This window comes from Solibacillus merdavium (assembly GCF_014836935.1).
Lineage (GTDB): Bacteria > Bacillota > Bacilli > Bacillales_A > Planococcaceae > Solibacillus > Solibacillus ferritrahens.
Map to the genome: position 1 here is coordinate 1 of NZ_JACSPW010000012.1, position 15,874 is coordinate 15,874.

Annotated in this window: 21 protein-coding genes and 2 riboswitches; of the genes, 16 read left to right on the plus strand and 5 right to left on the minus strand. The window is 36.0% G+C overall.

Going from position 1 to position 15,874, the window contains the following annotated elements:
- Positions 1–84: 84 nt before the first annotated feature.
- From H9632_RS12750 to H9632_RS19025, 7 genes are all read left to right on the plus strand, one after another.
- Positions 85–615 carry a GNAT family N-acetyltransferase gene (locus H9632_RS12750; protein WP_191704450.1) on the plus strand — a complete coding sequence of 177 codons (531 nt, stop codon included), beginning with the start codon at positions 85–87 and terminating at the stop codon, positions 613–615.
- A gap of 33 nt (positions 616–648) precedes the next feature.
- Positions 649–1,560: a hypothetical protein gene (locus H9632_RS12755; RefSeq protein WP_191704451.1), complete on the plus strand. Its 912-nt coding sequence runs from the start codon at positions 649–651 to the stop codon at positions 1,558–1,560.
- A complete protein-coding gene (locus tag H9632_RS12760; RefSeq protein WP_191704452.1) occupies positions 1,538–2,218 on the plus strand; it encodes an HAD family hydrolase in 681 nt (226 codons plus the stop codon). The genes H9632_RS12755 and H9632_RS12760 overlap by 23 nt, the downstream gene beginning before the upstream one ends.
- Before the next feature lie 13 nt (positions 2,219–2,231).
- Positions 2,232–2,378, plus strand: coding sequence for a hypothetical protein (locus H9632_RS12765; protein ID WP_191704453.1), 147 nt, complete (start codon positions 2,232–2,234; stop codon positions 2,376–2,378).
- A 115-nt stretch (positions 2,379–2,493) separates the two neighbouring features.
- Positions 2,494–2,820: a hypothetical protein gene (locus H9632_RS12770; RefSeq protein WP_191704454.1), complete on the plus strand. Its 327-nt coding sequence runs from the start codon at positions 2,494–2,496 to the stop codon at positions 2,818–2,820.
- A 138-nt stretch (positions 2,821–2,958) separates the two neighbouring features.
- On the plus strand, positions 2,959–3,516 hold the full coding sequence (locus H9632_RS12775; RefSeq protein WP_225223834.1) for a cysteine peptidase family C39 domain-containing protein: 558 nt from the start codon (positions 2,959–2,961) through the stop codon (positions 3,514–3,516).
- Between the two features lie 2 nt (positions 3,517–3,518).
- Positions 3,519–3,653, plus strand: a complete 135-nt coding sequence (locus H9632_RS19025; protein ID WP_263618331.1) for a hypothetical protein — start codon at positions 3,519–3,521, stop codon at positions 3,651–3,653.
- 122 nt (positions 3,654–3,775) lie between these two features.
- On the opposite strand, the gene H9632_RS12780 is transcribed toward H9632_RS19025, so the two are convergent.
- The 3 genes from H9632_RS12780 to H9632_RS12790 form a co-directional block, all read right to left on the minus strand.
- Positions 3,776–3,979, minus strand: a complete 204-nt coding sequence (locus tag H9632_RS12780; protein WP_225223835.1) for a transcription initiation factor TFIIIB — start codon at positions 3,977–3,979, stop codon at positions 3,776–3,778.
- Positions 3,980–3,999: 20 nt separating this feature from the next.
- On the minus strand, positions 4,000–4,689 hold the full coding sequence (locus H9632_RS12785) for a VC0807 family protein (RefSeq protein ID WP_191704455.1): 690 nt from the start codon (positions 4,687–4,689) through the stop codon (positions 4,000–4,002).
- Positions 4,690–4,787: 98 nt separating this feature from the next.
- The gene (locus H9632_RS12790) at positions 4,788–5,981 is read right to left on the minus strand and encodes a transglutaminase-like domain-containing protein (RefSeq protein ID WP_191704456.1); all 1,194 of its coding nucleotides are present in this window, start codon (positions 5,979–5,981) and stop codon (positions 4,788–4,790) included.
- A 198-nt stretch (positions 5,982–6,179) separates the two neighbouring features.
- Positions 6,180–6,314: riboswitch (FMN riboswitch) on the plus strand.
- 100 nt (positions 6,315–6,414) lie between these two features.
- Positions 6,415–6,548, plus strand: a riboswitch (FMN riboswitch).
- A gap of 120 nt (positions 6,549–6,668) precedes the next feature.
- Between H9632_RS12790 and ribE the strand changes: the two genes are divergently transcribed.
- The 3 genes from ribE to ribH are packed head-to-tail and all read left to right on the plus strand — an operon-like array spanning position 6,669 to position 8,410.
- On the plus strand, positions 6,669–7,304 hold the full coding sequence (ribE, locus tag H9632_RS12795) for a riboflavin synthase (protein WP_191704457.1): 636 nt from the start codon (positions 6,669–6,671) through the stop codon (positions 7,302–7,304).
- Positions 7,305–7,318: 14 nt separating this feature from the next.
- Positions 7,319–7,930 carry a 3,4-dihydroxy-2-butanone-4-phosphate synthase gene (gene ribB / locus H9632_RS12800; protein ID WP_191704458.1) on the plus strand — a complete coding sequence of 204 codons (612 nt, stop codon included), beginning with the start codon at positions 7,319–7,321 and terminating at the stop codon, positions 7,928–7,930.
- 15 nt (positions 7,931–7,945) lie between these two features.
- Entirely contained in the window at positions 7,946–8,410 is a 465-nt protein-coding gene (ribH, locus tag H9632_RS12805; protein ID WP_191704459.1) for a 6,7-dimethyl-8-ribityllumazine synthase, read from the plus strand.
- A 640-nt stretch (positions 8,411–9,050) separates the two neighbouring features.
- Here the strand turns inward: ribH and H9632_RS12810 are convergent.
- Positions 9,051–9,296, minus strand: a complete 246-nt coding sequence (locus tag H9632_RS12810; protein ID WP_225223836.1) for a hypothetical protein — start codon at positions 9,294–9,296, stop codon at positions 9,051–9,053.
- A 528-nt stretch (positions 9,297–9,824) separates the two neighbouring features.
- Here H9632_RS12810 and H9632_RS12815 point away from each other — a divergent pair.
- The 6 genes from H9632_RS12815 to H9632_RS12840 all read left to right on the plus strand — a co-directional run bounded on the left by H9632_RS12815 (position 9,825) and on the right by H9632_RS12840 (position 14,916).
- The gene (locus H9632_RS12815; protein ID WP_191704461.1) at positions 9,825–10,127 is read left to right on the plus strand and encodes an ArsR/SmtB family transcription factor; all 303 of its coding nucleotides are present in this window, start codon (positions 9,825–9,827) and stop codon (positions 10,125–10,127) included.
- A complete protein-coding gene (locus H9632_RS12820) occupies positions 10,115–11,404 on the plus strand; it encodes an arsenic transporter (RefSeq protein ID WP_191704462.1) in 1,290 nt (429 codons plus the stop codon). The genes H9632_RS12815 and H9632_RS12820 overlap by 13 nt, the downstream gene beginning before the upstream one ends.
- A gap of 20 nt (positions 11,405–11,424) precedes the next feature.
- Positions 11,425–11,838, plus strand: a complete 414-nt coding sequence (arsC, locus tag H9632_RS12825; RefSeq protein WP_191704463.1) for an arsenate reductase (thioredoxin) — start codon at positions 11,425–11,427, stop codon at positions 11,836–11,838.
- A gap of 208 nt (positions 11,839–12,046) precedes the next feature.
- Complete coding sequence (locus H9632_RS12830; protein ID WP_191704464.1) at positions 12,047–13,345, plus strand: NAD(P)-binding domain-containing protein; 1,299 nt, start codon at positions 12,047–12,049, stop codon at positions 13,343–13,345.
- Between the two features lie 17 nt (positions 13,346–13,362).
- The gene (locus H9632_RS12835) at positions 13,363–13,842 is read left to right on the plus strand and encodes a GNAT family N-acetyltransferase (protein ID WP_191704465.1); all 480 of its coding nucleotides are present in this window, start codon (positions 13,363–13,365) and stop codon (positions 13,840–13,842) included.
- 234 nt (positions 13,843–14,076) lie between these two features.
- Complete coding sequence (locus H9632_RS12840) at positions 14,077–14,916, plus strand: methyl-accepting chemotaxis protein (RefSeq protein ID WP_191704466.1); 840 nt, start codon at positions 14,077–14,079, stop codon at positions 14,914–14,916.
- A 424-nt stretch (positions 14,917–15,340) separates the two neighbouring features.
- Here H9632_RS12840 and H9632_RS12845 read toward each other — a convergent pair whose 3' ends face one another.
- Entirely contained in the window at positions 15,341–15,625 is a 285-nt protein-coding gene (locus H9632_RS12845) for a hypothetical protein (protein ID WP_191704467.1), read from the minus strand.
- Between the last annotated feature and the right edge of the window lie 249 nt (positions 15,626–15,874).

Below are 15,874 nucleotides of genomic sequence, written 5' to 3' on the forward strand. Positions count from 1 at the left end.
TATACATTTCGAAAAAAATTTTTTGGCACTCAAAAATGGCGTGAGCCATTGATATATCAACATTTATAGAGGGAGGGGGTTTATATGCAAATTAGGCAAGCTCAGTTAAAGGATGCTGCAGGAATCGCCAAAGTACATGTGGATAGCTGGCGGACGACGTATAAAGGAATTATTCCGGATGAATATTTGGATGGGCTATCCTACGAACAAAGAGAAGAACTGTGGGAGAGAAATATGGCAGCTCCCGATAATTACATAGTTGTTGCCGAAAATAGCGATGGGCACATTGTCGGCTTTGCTACTGCAGGGAAAAGGGAAGAAAATCAAACTGACAAGGCAGCTGATTTAACCTCTATTTACCTGTTTGCTGATATGCAAGGTTATGGCATCGGGAAAATGCTAATGAAAGAACTGTTTATCTATTTCACTCAAAATGGTTATGAAAAGATATTTGTGGAAGTGCTAAAGGATAATAAAACCCGCCATTTTTATGAACATTACGGCGCTCAACTAGTAAAGGAAGTCCAAATCAAAATAGGCGGCAAAGCACTTGATGAGCTTATTTATGAGTGGGAAAGTGCTGAGAAGGTATTAGAAAAACTGTCGAAACCCTAACACCAGATTTATGAGGAAATGAAGTGATGAAATATGTGGCAAATCAAACAAGTACAACATATTGATTTATCGGCATTAAAGGATGAATTAAGGCTTCAGATGGAAGAGGTTAAGCCTCGTATTGAAAAAAAGGCATTTCATGAGTTATTTATTCTAGAAAAAAATGACGAAATCATGGGGCTCTCGCTTAGTTGGTTAAACAGCTTTCATCCAAAAGCTAAATATGTAAGAGTCTATACAACTTCAGCCTGTAAAGAAACAAAGTGGCCGACAGCTCTATATGAGCAATTATTCAATGATACTTATCCGCAGAAGCAGCTTATCTTTTCATGTTGGGATGAGAAAAAAGATGCTATTTCTTTTATGGAAAAGCAAGGTTTTAAGCTATTTAGGAAAACGTATATGCCTGATTTAGAAGTACGAGCTTTATTACAGCAAATGCCGACTGTTCCAACCTTTAAGCAATATGAATCTCTAAATGATGTCCTGCAAAATGAGGAGAAGAAACAAGCCTTTCTTACACAATTAAAGGAAAACTATGAGAACACACATTTACATAATCCTGTGCAAACATATACATGGCAACAGTGGGGAGAAATATTGCTCGATGATGAACCTGATCTAGAGTATAGCTATGTTGTATTTGAAGAAGCACAAGTAAAGGCGTATATTTTGTTGCATAAATTAGGCAATCATTATGAAGTCGGATGGATTGGGTTTCAAGGAAATACCGAAGATGAATGGAAACTGACAGCTCTTTTCAAAACACAAATGGAACTGTTACAGCGTGAAGGAATAAAGAAGGTCTCTATTGAAATAGATACAACAGATACCAGCGCCTTTTCATTATTTAGGTTTCTAGATTTTGAACAATTTCCTAGCTGGAACAGTTATTCACACAAATTCGATAGGGGTAATATAAATGGTCAAAGCAGTGATATTTGATTTGGACGGTACATTATTAAACAGGGATGCATCAGTTAAGCAATTCATAGCGAATCAATATGACCGTTTCTATCACCAACTACATTCTATTAATCGGCTAGATTTTTTAAACCGCTTTATTGAACTGGAACAAAGAGGTTATGTATGGAAGGATAAAGTTTACCAGCAGCTAGTACAGGAATTCAGTATTGAAATCTCTTGGGAAGTCCTGCTTCAAGATTATATAGCTCATTTCCATTCCCACTGTATCCCTTTTGCCCATTTGTATGAAATGCTTGATGAGCTGAAACAGAGAAACATCCGATTAGCAATCATTACAAATGGTTTCGGACAATTCCAGATGGATAATATCCATGCACTCGGTATTGCACACTATTTTGATGCCATTTTAGTATCAGAGTGGGAGCAAATGAAAAAGCCACAGCCTGACATCTTTTATAAGGCACTGAAGCAAATTAGCGTTCAGCCTGAAGAAAGCATATATGTAGGTGACCATCCAGTAAACGATATAGAAGGGGCTCAGAGTGTGGGCATGAAAACTATCTGGAAAGGAGATCCATATTTTGGTTCAGTAACTACACCTTATATAATTGATGATTTAGATGAAATTATAGGTATTGTAGATTCGATCAATGAATCCCAATCCAGTCTGCTATGACAAGGAGGTCATTATGAACCATATTGCCATCCATACTCATAAAGAAGCGGCACGCTTTATGTGCCATCTGCTTGAACAGGAAAAGGAATGGATCTTTTCTAAACTAGAGGAGCCGAAACGAATTTTGAGATTTTGGGAGAGAGTTATACAAATTATGTAGCGAAATAATGAACAGTTTTTCCGTTAAAGTCCAATTATATAAGCCTCTTTCCTAGATACATACCATATATGTTTGTTAGTATGAAACAGAGATGAATTTTAAAAGGGTGAATTTGATGTATAAAAAAATGTTAATCGTATTTAGTGCAGCTACTATTTTATCTGCATGCGGAAACAGCGCCGATGCTGAGAAGGAAGTAATTGATGCGCAATTTGAGCTGCATGGGGATTATGCAAATTTACCAGAATACCTGTATATTCTTGAAGAAATTGAAGCCGAGCAGTATGATTTTAATACTGTAACCGACAATGATGACAAGCGCGTCATTTCTATTCAAGCGGATAGTGAAAATTACCGATCTATTTATGTTTATAAAACATCTCGCTTAATCATCCAGCATGAAGGGAATCAAGGCGAAATATTTAATGAAGAAATCGATTGAAACCACAAATAACTAGCTCAAAATCCTCCTACTAGTAGTGGGGATTTTTTTACTCTATGCTAAGGGGGAAGTACTATATTTATATTTAATACAGTCATTTTATGGATCGTTATATCCACACTTATTAATACATATTTAATGACATTTCCTATACCCGTTTTACGTAAAAGAGCTTATCCTGCCAACTATCTGATTCAACAAAATAATCGAATAGATTTCCAAAACAATACGGAATGTGCGGCCTTTTCAACAGCGTATATTTTGCGCCATTTTGGTTTGGAGGCGGAGGGGGAAGCGTTATACACACATTTTCCTAGTAAAACGATGGCCGGCAATGTATATCCAAAGGGAATCCGGACGGTGTTAAATAAAAAGGGCTTTAAAACAAACTATTATAAAGGGAATATCCACACATTAAAATACGAAGTTAGTAAAGGAACTCCTGTAATTGTTTTTATTAAAGTACATAAGAATCTCAATAACTTGCATTTTGTCCCGGTTGTAGGCTACGACAAGGAGTATATTTACCTTTCAGAGTCTTTAAAGCATCTGGTGAATAGTGAAGGTGAACACAAGAGCTATAATCGGAAAGTTCCTATCGAAGAATTTAAAAAACTTTGGGATGTAAAGAGACTGCATATGCTTTTTTATAGCAATACATACTTAGCCGTTCATGCCAATTCAAAGGAGGGATGAAAATGTTTAAATATATCGATGATATGGCTGGAGCTATATTTGATATTTTTAAATATATTTGTTATTTTTTTGCTGGCGCAATAATCGTTGGTGCACCACTATACTTGATTGCTAAATTATTTGAGTGGCTTTTCTAAATGTCTTATATATAGAACTTTGAAAGGATTTAAATTCCAGCATAAGAAAAAATATCCATTTTCATTAGGGAAATGGATATTTTTCGGTTAGAGCATAAATTAAAGACCATCCGCCTATAAAATTAATACGTGTCCTTAAACCGTTTTGGCTTTTTCACATAGCCTTCAATTACGAACCCGCACTCCGTACAAATAATGTATTCAACCTTGGACCCGAACCCTAATTTATTGACGACGGACATGACACTGTAGCCACTGTGCTGGCCTTTTCCTAATTCCGTCGAACCGCATTTTGGACAATCACTTACCTTTGTAGATTCGATCAATTTCTTCACTCCTCGTTTTGCTATACTGATTCCGTTACTACTTCCGAACTTTGTGTCTCCGGTTGCTTGTTTTCATGTGATTGTTTCGTATGTTTTTGCACAACGTTATTAATATTAAAGAAAAGTCCCATTACAATAATGGAAAATATCCAGCCCGCTACTTTTTTATAGATAAGCATGTCCCCATATCCATCGATACCATATTTATTTAGCAGAAACGCCGTTAAACCTGCCATAAAGAGACCCCGAATAATAAACACCGCTTGGATGATTTGAAACCATTTGAAAATGCCCTTTTGAAAAAATAAAGTTTTGCTGTCTTTTCTGTCATAGCCCTGTAAATAGGCAAAATCGACCGCGATATATAATGAAAAAGGCTGCTTTACGATGAATAGAATACAGTATAAAAAAGTATAAAAGAGACTTAAATAAATGCCATTTATAATCATTTGCTCTGCTGAACCTGACAGTAAATCGACCGTTGTGCCAATTAACAGCGAACCTAAAATAAATATTCCTGTTATATTAAACTGTCTATCAAAAATAAAGCGGTAAAGGGTATAAACAATACCAGGAACGGTTGAAAGCAGCATCGCAACATAATCCCCTAAAGGTTCCCTACCAAAATTCCAAATAATATAGGGGAATGCCGCATAAAATAGCAGCTCAAGTAAAATAGAATTTTTATTCGACTGTGGTTTTTTTGCCATAGAATCCTCCAATATAACAATATAAATACAATTATAAACTTAATTTACATAAAATGGATTACGTTATTTCTTAAAGAATTAATATAAAAAAGTAATTGTTAGACTAACTTGATTACATTTGACATGAAGAATAATAAAAAGTACAGCGTAACAAATGTGAACAATAGGATTCTTTCTTTTCTGGCAATATATGAAATACACGTAACAATAATTGATCCAGCTGCCAATGCAGAAACTAAAGGACTGCTTAACAGAAGGCTTAAGGTAAAGAAAACAAAGAAAGCTGCATAGGACCAGTTTTTTAGTTTTAAAAATACCCCTTGAGCACCTGTTTCGGTAATTTTCCATTTACCTAAATAGTTATGTTCGTTTTTATTAGGTTTTAGTGATAAATTCTCTTGATCAAACTGCATGTATACGGGCTGCAAATAAGGTGCACACCCATCTACTGCTTCATAACCCCAGTAAAAAGGTTCTCCATCAATTTGGAAAGGCGCAATGGGCGGGTATGGCGAATTAACTATTGTTAGTTTATCCAGATCGTTATATTTAGGGGATAAATAGAGCTCTGCATCATAAGAAAAGACAACACGCTGTCCTTCTAATTGACCGAAGTATGCAGTCCATTTTAATGTACGGATATTACTAAACAAAAACTGGAATTTCTTCTTCTTTTGAAGTGATGCTAAACTGCAATCGACAGGAACCCAGCCTGCCTGTTCATCATAAAGTTCATTCCACACATGAGCTCCCATCTTACCATTAGCCCAACTACCGATAAGCGTACGGCAAGGAATCCCGATGGAACGACATAGTGAAGAAAATAGAAAAGAATATTCTCCACAATCACCTTGCTTCGCTTGTAAAAAGGACTTAGTGCCACGTCCTTTAGGGGGATAAACATATTTATATTGAGTGACTGTATAATTAAAGATAGCCTTCGCTTTTTCCATTGTCGTTACAGCCCCAGCCGTTATTTCATGTGCTAGATTCCTCATCTGTTCATCCACAACAACGAGTGTACCGCTGCGCAAATAAAATGCCTTTTCCTTATCCGTAAGCATTTTTTGTTCATTTTGTTTATACGTATCGATAGAATAATTCATTTGAAACTGTTCATTTTCTTTTAAAGTAAAATAAAAGAGTTCATTATTGCCGTCATCAATTGTTTTTTCTTCAGGGGAATGAGTACAAGTCACGTCAGGGTGATCCATCGGTAAAGTAGTCCATATCCTTGTTATGCCTTTATTTGAGTTGTGATACGAATATGCTATATTGACAATATTTTTCATTATAGACACCTTTTCTTTTAATGATTTTTAAATATTCTGGATATTTGTATATACGGAAAATACTTATAAAAGTTTCAATGTATTTAATTTTATAAGATCAAGTAAAGGTAAAAGGAATGAGAAAGAGGGTAGCAAGAAGGTGCGAATTTACTATTAGTTTTCTGATTTATCTATGTTACAATAATTTTCAAATAAAATAATTTCCTTCGGGGTCGGGTGAAATTCCCAATCGACGGTGATGAGTTAATCTCTAAGCCCGTGAGCCGCTTTTTGTGTGCAGGATTTGGTGCAAGTCCAAAGCCGACAGTATAGTCTGGATGGGAGAAGGAATAGCCACGCATTTTTTAAAAATTTGATTTAAAATGTGCTTTTTTGCTATACACTTTTCCCGTCGCACCAAGTGACGGGATTTTTTTATTGATAATTTTATATGAATTTCCTTCGGGGTCGGGTGAAATTCCCAATCGACGGTGATGAGTTTAACTCTAAGCCCGTGAGCCACTTTTGTGTGCAGGATTTGGTGCAAGTCCAAAGCCGACAGTATAGTCTGGATGGGAGAAGGAAGCAATGTCATTCGCTTTTTGAAATTTGTGTTCAAAAGGCTTATTTGATGCTGCTAAATTTCCCTCTCATCGAACTCCGAATTCAATCGGGGTTCTTTTTTAATTTTAAAAAGAGGTGAGTAGGATGTTTACAGGAATTATTGAAGAGTTAGGAACTGTGGAGAAGATTAGTCAGTCCACACAAACGATGGAATTATCCATTCGAGCAAGTAAAATTTTAGAAGACGTAAAACTCGGAGACAGCATTGCGGTGAACGGTGTTTGTTTAACAGTGAAAAAATTTTCGTCCAATTCATTTTTGGCAGATGTGATGCCTGAAACTGTTAAAGCAACAAGCCTGAAACAATTGACTGTAGGTATGCATGTCAATTTGGAACGGGCAATGCTGGCGGACGGCCGTTTTGGCGGACATATTGTATCTGGCCATGTTGATGGTGTCGCAATCATACAGCGGAAAAGACCTGTTGCTAATGCGGTCTATGTGGATTTAGCGATGGACCGTACTTTAATTGCACAGTGTATCGAAAAAGGTTCTATAACAGTCGATGGCATAAGCTTAACGATTTTTAATGTGTCAGATACACTCGTTACCATTTCCTTAATCCCCCATACGTACGAACAGACCGTGTTGGGCTATAAAAAGGCTGGGGATGTTGTGAATATTGAAACAGATTTGATCGGGAAATATGTGAAAAAGCATTTACAAAATCAAACGATAAATACGATTACACAAGATTTTCTGCAACGTACAGGGTTTTAAAGGAGTGGGAAAAGATGAATACGATTGACGAAGCAATTCAAGCATTAAAAAATGGTGAAATTATTATTGTATCTGATGATGAAAATCGAGAGAATGAAGGAGATTTTCTCGTTTTAGGAGAATTTGCAACACCGGAAAATATCAACTTTATGGCACTTCATGGTAGGGGATTAATATGTACACCTATTTCTCTAGCCATCGCTGAAAAACTTTGTCTTCACCCAATGGTCCAGAGTAATACAGATACATATCAAACGGCTTTTACGATTAGTATCGATCATATTAACACAACGACAGGAATCAGTGCATTTGAACGTTCAGCAACGATATTGGCATTACTTGAACCAGCAGCGAAGCCGGAACATTTCCACCGTCCTGGGCATGTTTTTCCGCTTATCGCAAAAGAAGGCGGGGTAATAGAGCGCCGCGGTCATACAGAGGCAGGGGTAGATCTTGCAAAATTATGCGGGTCGATGGAAGCGGCGGTCATATGCGAAATTATGAATGAAGATGGTTCGATGGCGCGGATGCCGCAGCTTGAAAGACTCGCACTAAAACATCAGCTGAAATTTATTACGATAGAAGATTTAGTTCAATATATAAAAATAAACACAATGGTTGTATAAGAAGGAGCATATGAAATGGGAAAAACATTTGAAGCGCAATTAGTAGGTACAGATTTAAAAATCGGAATCGTTGTCGGCCGGTTCAATGAATTTATTAACTATAAATTATTAAGCGGTGCAATCGATGGATTAAAAAGACACGGTGTAAATGAAGATAATATTGATACTGCCTGGGTACCGGGTGCATTTGAAGTACCCTTTATTGCAAAGAAAATGGCAGAAGCCAATAAGTATGATGCAGTAATCGGCTTAGGTACAGTCATTCGCGGATCAACAACACATTATGATTATGTATGCAATGAAGCAGCTAAAGGAATTGCCAAAGCGGGCTTGGATACAGGGGTACCGGTTATTTTCGGGATTGTCACAACTGAAAATATCGAGCAGGCGATTGAACGCGCAGGGACAAAAGCAGGGAATAAAGGCTATGACAGTGCGATGTCAGCTATAGAAATGGCGAATTTAAATAAGATGTTTTAGATGTTGTTATGTGTCATACCAAGGCATAATGATTAAAAAAGGCTTTCCGAAATCGTATCTTTTCGGAAAGCCTTTTTCGTGCATACGCAAATTTGATTTGGAAACATTATTTAGAATGATTCTGTATGCTTTATCAATCTTTAATTGGACGCTTAGACAACAATAAATTGATTATGAAACCACTGATAGTAAATATAATCATCCCTATCAACACCTTTACTAATGATACCTCGATATCCACAATATGATCAGTCTCCTGTGTTATTTCAAGTACTGTCCACCAGTTATCGATTGAGGATTCATATATGGCAAAGTATAACCATATTAAAAAACAGAAATATACAAATATAAAAATCCCCATTTTTCTATTCATAACACACCTCCTATACAACTTTTCGCAAATTCAGAGTGTTATACCTTTTTAATCTTTCTGATATTATTCGTGTTTTAAGAAAAACGTTTTCAAATGCAAGTTTGGGGAATCTAAAGTCGATCTTCAACAATCGGGTGCTTTCCTTGAATAAGGAAAGGCCCTTTTCTTTCACTTCCGTTTGTATAATCAGCATTGGAATATAATAGATCCTTATTTATAAATTTCTAGCAGTGTTTTTCATTGCCAAATGTTCGAAGATTAATTTGTTTATTTATTTTTACCGGTTTTTTCATTGCCGTGTTTAAAGTTCCCTGTAATTTTAGCTAATAAAAGCTGTACTTCCATTATATTTTCTGCTGCATTTAATTTTTCTATAAGTTGCGCAGCCTTCCCATCCTTTACAATTTTGATTTGCTTGCCTTCAAAATAGATGATCACTGTCCCTTTTTTCGTTATTTGGTAATTGAATGGCTCTTCCCTTAATCTGTTGCGTTTATCTATTTCACTCACCATATTACCCCCTGTCGACAAAATAGCTTACAAGCCATTTTGTGAAAATATATCCTCTTTCGCAGGGATAATACTCTCTTTTTTATTGTTTAGTTTAAGTAGGGTGTATGTAGACCAAATATCTATGCTTATAATAACTGGAATTTTAGATTTAGTTGGTACATCATATTTTGTGTATCAAATTGTTTCAAAATTGGTTATTCATTAAGATATATAAATGCAGTTTCATACTAGTTAATAGAAGCTTTTCAGTTATTAAATTAAAGGGCGCGATTCTTCAATAAGAAGGTCGCGTTTTCCGTTAAAGGACCATATTGTTGAATAACACTCATTTATAGTTTCCAAACACATATAGGTATGGAAATTTGAATTCTCAATAAGTTCAAAAATATTTTTAAGAACATTTTATTTATTGTCACCTTCTTAGTTGAAGGTGACAATTTTATTTTTATTACATAAGTATTTACTTATATTGAAAGAAATGATACGTTATATAAGTAAATACTTATGTAAAAGATTGGAGGGGTCGTTATGGATTTATTAGAACAACAACTAAAAGCATTGGCAGATAAAAATCGTCTTACGCTTTTAGCATGCATGAAAAATGGTGAGGTATGTGTTTGTGATTTTGTTGAAGTGCTTGGCATTTCGCAACCTGCTGTTAGTCAACAGTTAAAAAAATTAAAAGATGCAGGTATTATTTTAGAAAGAAAAAAGGGGACGTGGAAATATTACCGAATTGCAGAGCAACTTTCCCCTGTTGTAGAAGCTGTCATTAACCAACTAGAAGCTGATGATGGGTGTCGTTGTGGAGGAAATACATGTTCTTGTTAGCAAGCATTCTCTTTATCACAACATTAATTTTCGTTATTTGGCAGCCTAGGGGACTGAATATTGGTTGGTCTGCCATAGCTGGCGCTGTAATGGCATTACTTCTTGGTGTTGTTGATTTTTCTGATGTTGGCTCAGTAATCAACATTACATGGAATGCTACGCTCTCATTTATAGCTATTATCTTAATCTCATTGATTTTAGATGAAATTGGTTTATTTGAGTGGGCTGCCTTACATATGGCGCGTGCAGCAAAAGGCAGTGGCATCAAAATGTTTGTTTATGTTAGCTTACTTGGCGCTATTGTAGCAGCATTGTTTGCTAATGATGGGGCTGCACTGATTTTAACGCCGATCGTATTAGCGATGGTTCGTAACTTACAATTCAGTGAGAAAATGATTTTCCCGTTTATTATGGCAAGTGGCTTTATCGCTGACACAACCAGCTTACCTTTTGTCGTCAGTAATTTAGTAAACATTGTCTCTGCTGACTTCTTTAACATAGGCTTTATCGAATATGCTTCACGTATGTTTATTCCTAACTTATTCTCACTTGTGGCAACCATTGTTGTGCTACTCCTATATTTTAACAAGTCGATTCCACGGGCATATGACGAAGCAATGTTAAAAGAACCACGTCTTGCCATCAATGACATGAAACTATTTAAGTTATCTTGGTTCATCCTAGCAATATTAGTGATTGGTTATTTTTCAAGCGAATGGATTGGCGTACCCGTTTCACTAGTTGCAGGGGTAATTGCAATTTTCTTCTTAGTAATGGCACGTCGAAGTAAAGCTGTCGATACAAAAGCAGTTGTTAAAGGTGCTCCATGGAATATTGTTTTCTTCTCAATTGGTATGTATATTGTCGTTTACGGCTTAGGGAATGCAGGTTTGACATCTGTACTTGCTCGACTTATTGAATGGACAGCAGACCAAGGTTTATTTGTCGCAACGGTTGGTATGGGCTTTATTGCAGCTTTTCTATCATCTGTTATGAATAATATGCCGACTGTGATGGTCAATGCATTAGCAATTGCTGAAACGACTACCAATGGCACATTACGAGAAGCGCTCATTTATGCCAATGTTATTGGTTCTGACTTGGGACCAAAAATTACGCCTATCGGATCTCTTGCGACTCTTGTGTGGCTTTATGTACTTTCAGGAAAAGGCATTAAAATTTCATGGGGGACGTATTTCAAGACAGGGATTTTATTAACGATACCTATTTTACTGTTTACATTATTCGGTCTTTATATCACGCTTTATATTTTTTGAGGAATGGAGCCTTATTTTATATGAAAAACACGTTATATTTCTTATGTACCGGCAACTCATGCCGTTCACAAATGGCTGAAGGTTTTGCCAAAAAGTATTTACCTGATTGGAACATCAAAAGTGCTGGGATTGAAGCGCATGGATTAAATCCAAATGCTGTCAAAGCAATGGCTGAAAAAGGCATTGATATATCGAAACAAACTTCGGATATCATTGACCAAGAGATTTTAAATAACGCAACACTTGTTGTGACTCTGTGCGGTGATGCAGCCGACAAATGCCCAGTAACACCACCGCATGTAAAACGTGAACATTGGGGATTTGATGATCCTGCAAAGGCGAGTGGAACTGAAAAAGAAAAATGGCTTGTATTTCAAACAGTGCGCGATGCGATAGAAACAAGAATTCAGTTGTTTGCTAGTGACCAAAACTGATGCAAATACACAAATCGGGCGATAAGTCAGTCACATTTTTCACGGCTTATATGCAACTCGTTTTACAAGCTAACATCACTTCAGTTGAAAATCTTGAAAAATACATGGTCCAACACTTTTTTCAAAATGATATATCTTCACTCGGTACAATTACGCTTGCTAATTTTAAACAAGCGCTTCAAATAATTATAAGAAATGAGGAATAAAAATGGAGTTTAATATTTTAACAAATTCATCTTGTTGCACACCAAATACAGGGTGTTGCGAACCAAAATATCCAGTCGCTATTATTGGTGCAGGTCCTATTGGGTTAGCCGCTGCTGCCCATTTAAAATCTTACAAATTGCCATTTATCATATTAGAGAAAAATGAGGTGGCTGCAAATGTTGCTTCTTGGGAACATGTGCAACTATTTTCACCATGGGAATTTAATGTAGACAGTGCTGCTAAACAATTGTTAGAAAACACTGGGTGGACGATGCCGAATAAAAACACTATTCCAACTGGAAAAGAATTACGAGAAGATTACTTAATTCCTCTAAGCAAGTTGTTTAAAGAGCAGATCCATACGAATGAAGAGGTTATTGCGATTACAAAGTTAGATACCGATAAAATGAAATCGACCAACCGAGTAAATAAGCCTTTCTTGATTTTCACAAAGAACGGGCAAGCGACAAAAACTTATAAGGCCAGCGCTATTATTGATGCGACAGGTACATGGGGACATTCCAATCCTGCTGTTAGCCATGGGGTATGGTTACCGAACGAACACGCAGCCAGTCATAAAATAAATTATCAAATTCCTAACGTATCTGCCGATTCTTCACGCTATGCAAATAAACGCATTGGTGTTGTAGGTGGTGGACATTCAGCCATCAATTCCCTACTTCAACTAGTAGAATTAAAAGGTGCATACCCACAAACGGAAATCACATGGATTTTGCGTAAAAAGCGTGTTGAAGATGCTTTAGGTGGCGGAACTTCCGATGAATTAGCTGCGCGTGGTGAGCTTGGCTTAAAAATGAAACAAATACTCTCTGATAAAACGATTCATGTGGAAACACCTTTCTATATCCAAACTATTTTAGAGAAAGAAGAAGGATTGATCCTTAAAGGTACAGATAAAAAAATTGGTCCTTTTGATGAGCTAATTGTCAACACAGGCAATCGTCCAGATTTTTCATTCCATAGTGAATTACGTTATGAGGTTGAACCATCGACAGAAGCTGTTTCTGCAATTGCTTCATTAATTGATCCAAACCTTCATAGTTGTGGAAGTGTACCAGCACATGGTGAAAAAGAGTTACGGCAACCAGAAACGAACTTTTACATTGTTGGCTCTAAGTCATACGGACGCGCTCCAACTTTCTTAATGGCTACTGGTTATGAGCAAGTACGTTCAATTGTTGCGTTCCTTGCTGGCGACATATCTGCTGCTCTTGATGTGAAATTAACACTACCAGAAACAGGCGTTTGTCATACTGGGATTGAAGGATGCTGTCAATAAAAAGGGGCTTTTATTAGATGATTCGTTTTTTAGAAAAGAAAGATATACCTGACGTGCTGACAATCTATCAATTAGGGATTGACACAGGTATCGCGACATTTGAAACAATGGCACCTTCTTTAGAACAGTGGGACCAAAAATTTCACCCAAACCTTCGATATGTCTTTGAAGAAAATGATAACATTTTAGGTTGGATATCTATAACGCCTGTTTCTTCAAGAGAGGTTTATAAAGGAGTAGGAGAAGTAAGTGTTTATGTACACCCTCATGCTAAAGGCAAAGGGGTTGGTACTCAACTACTTAAACAATTAATTGTGCAAGCCAAACTCTCGGGTTACTGGATGCTACAATCATCTATATTTGAAGTGAATTTAGTTAGTATTCAACTTCACAAAAAGTCCGGATTTAATATTGTAGGGTTACGTAAAGGAATTGCTAGAAAAAACGATCAATGGATGAATACAATTTTGATGGAACAACATTTAATACTTGAATAACGAACCTTTAGATAAATGATATTCAACAATCAGGCGCGATTCTTCAATAAGAAGATCGCGTTTTTCCGTTAGAGGACCAGATTGCTCCCAAAATATTATTTTATAGGACTTGTGTAGCATATATTTTAAAACCGTGTTATGTTATTGAAAGAAATACTATACATACAAGCAAACAGCTTGTTATTCAATAGCATTGTAAGATGAAATTTAGCAATTACTCAAAGGAGAACAACAATGAATAAAATAAATTCAAACACAGCCATTCATCCGACTTTACAAAATTATTTAGAAATTTTACCTTTATTCCACTCAATGTTACCAGACCTAGCTATTGGATTAACTGATACACAAGAATGGATTGCTTACTTTCCGGGGCGAAAAATAGATATAGGAGCAAGAGCAGGTACTAAAATAAATCCACAAGAACCTCTAGCAGATTGTATTAAAAACAAGGTAATAATAAATGATGAAGTTCCACCGGAGTTCTTTGGACTTCCTTTCACCGGCATAGCTGCACCTATATTAGATAATGGTCAGGTAATTGGAGCACTAGCCATTCAATTACAAAAACAAAATGAAAAACAACTTAGAGCTATTTCAGATCAGATTTTACAATCACTTGAAAAAGCTAGTAACCGTGTCGTGTCTATCACAGATAGCTCGGAAGGTCTCTCAAAAATCAGTGATAAATTGTTAGAACAGTCCACTCAAGCAATGGAAGAAGTGAAAAATACGGATGAAGTATTAAATTTCATTAAGAGAGTTGCTGATCAAACAAACCTTTTAGGGTTAAATGCCGCTATTGAAGCAGCAAGGGCAGGGGATAAAGGTCTTGGCTTCACAGTAGTTGCTAATGAAATAAGAAAACTTTCTTTTGAAACCGTTTCTTCCACAGAAAAAATAAGACAAACACTAACGAACATCCAAAATTCCGTGAATGAGATTACAGCTTCTATTCAAGAGGTTGTGGTTGTTGGACGTGAACAAGCATCCTCTACTGACGAAATTTCAAACATTATTACTAAGATTGAATCTATGAGTAAAGAGTTAAACAAGTATGCTTCCGAATTATAAAAATTAGGAACGTAAAAAATATACATATAATATGGATTTCCAAAAATAAAAGCGAAGTAGTACCTAAAACAAGGGGCTACTTCGCTTTTAGACTTATTTATTGTGAATACTTAATATTATATACATAATGGCGTAACGGAGTGATGATAATATGACAAGAAATCAGAAAAACGAGGTACCTATTGTTGTTTTAAGCAGCTTTTCTATCCTAGTTTTGCCTGCACTTTATTATAGTGGAGTAAATAGTTTAATCGTAGGAACTTATACTATTATCATGTTTATTATTCTATCTACGTTAACAATAAGCATGATTAAACAACAAAATAGTAGAAAGAATAATAAGGAAGAAAATCACTAAAATGATTTTGAACTTACTGTGGCTTTAATCAACAAACGGGCGCAATTGTTATAAATAAGACTTAGGTCATAATTTCTTACGTTTTCGTTCTAAAAATATAGGTGCTAAATTTAGCAAGATAGAAACAATTGTCAAAAACCAAAATGCCCTTGCCATACCAGGCAGTTCACTTAAAGCCGACCAGTCTTCCACTTTTACCCACCGATTTAAATTACTGAAAGCTGCACAAATTGTTAATGCTGTTAATGATAATGCCATCGCCATAGCAAATTTATAGTCCTTTCCTGCTGCATACATATAAAGATTTATAAAGGTTATAACTACTGCAATAAGACCTAATATTACCCACATAATAATACCTCCATCATACTTTCATTTTTCAATATAGATATAAATTGTAAGTTTATGGTTCTTAAAGCGATGTTTGATATGTGCGTCTTAATTCATTTATATTGGTTGGGCGTATTGAAATCGTAAATTGAATGACTAAGAGAATGGAACTATATTGTAAATCAATTCCTTCTATTTCAAACCTTACGCCAACTGTAAGAGTAATTTTGCTTATTTTTGTAGTAAGGTATTGCTAAGGAAACAAACAGG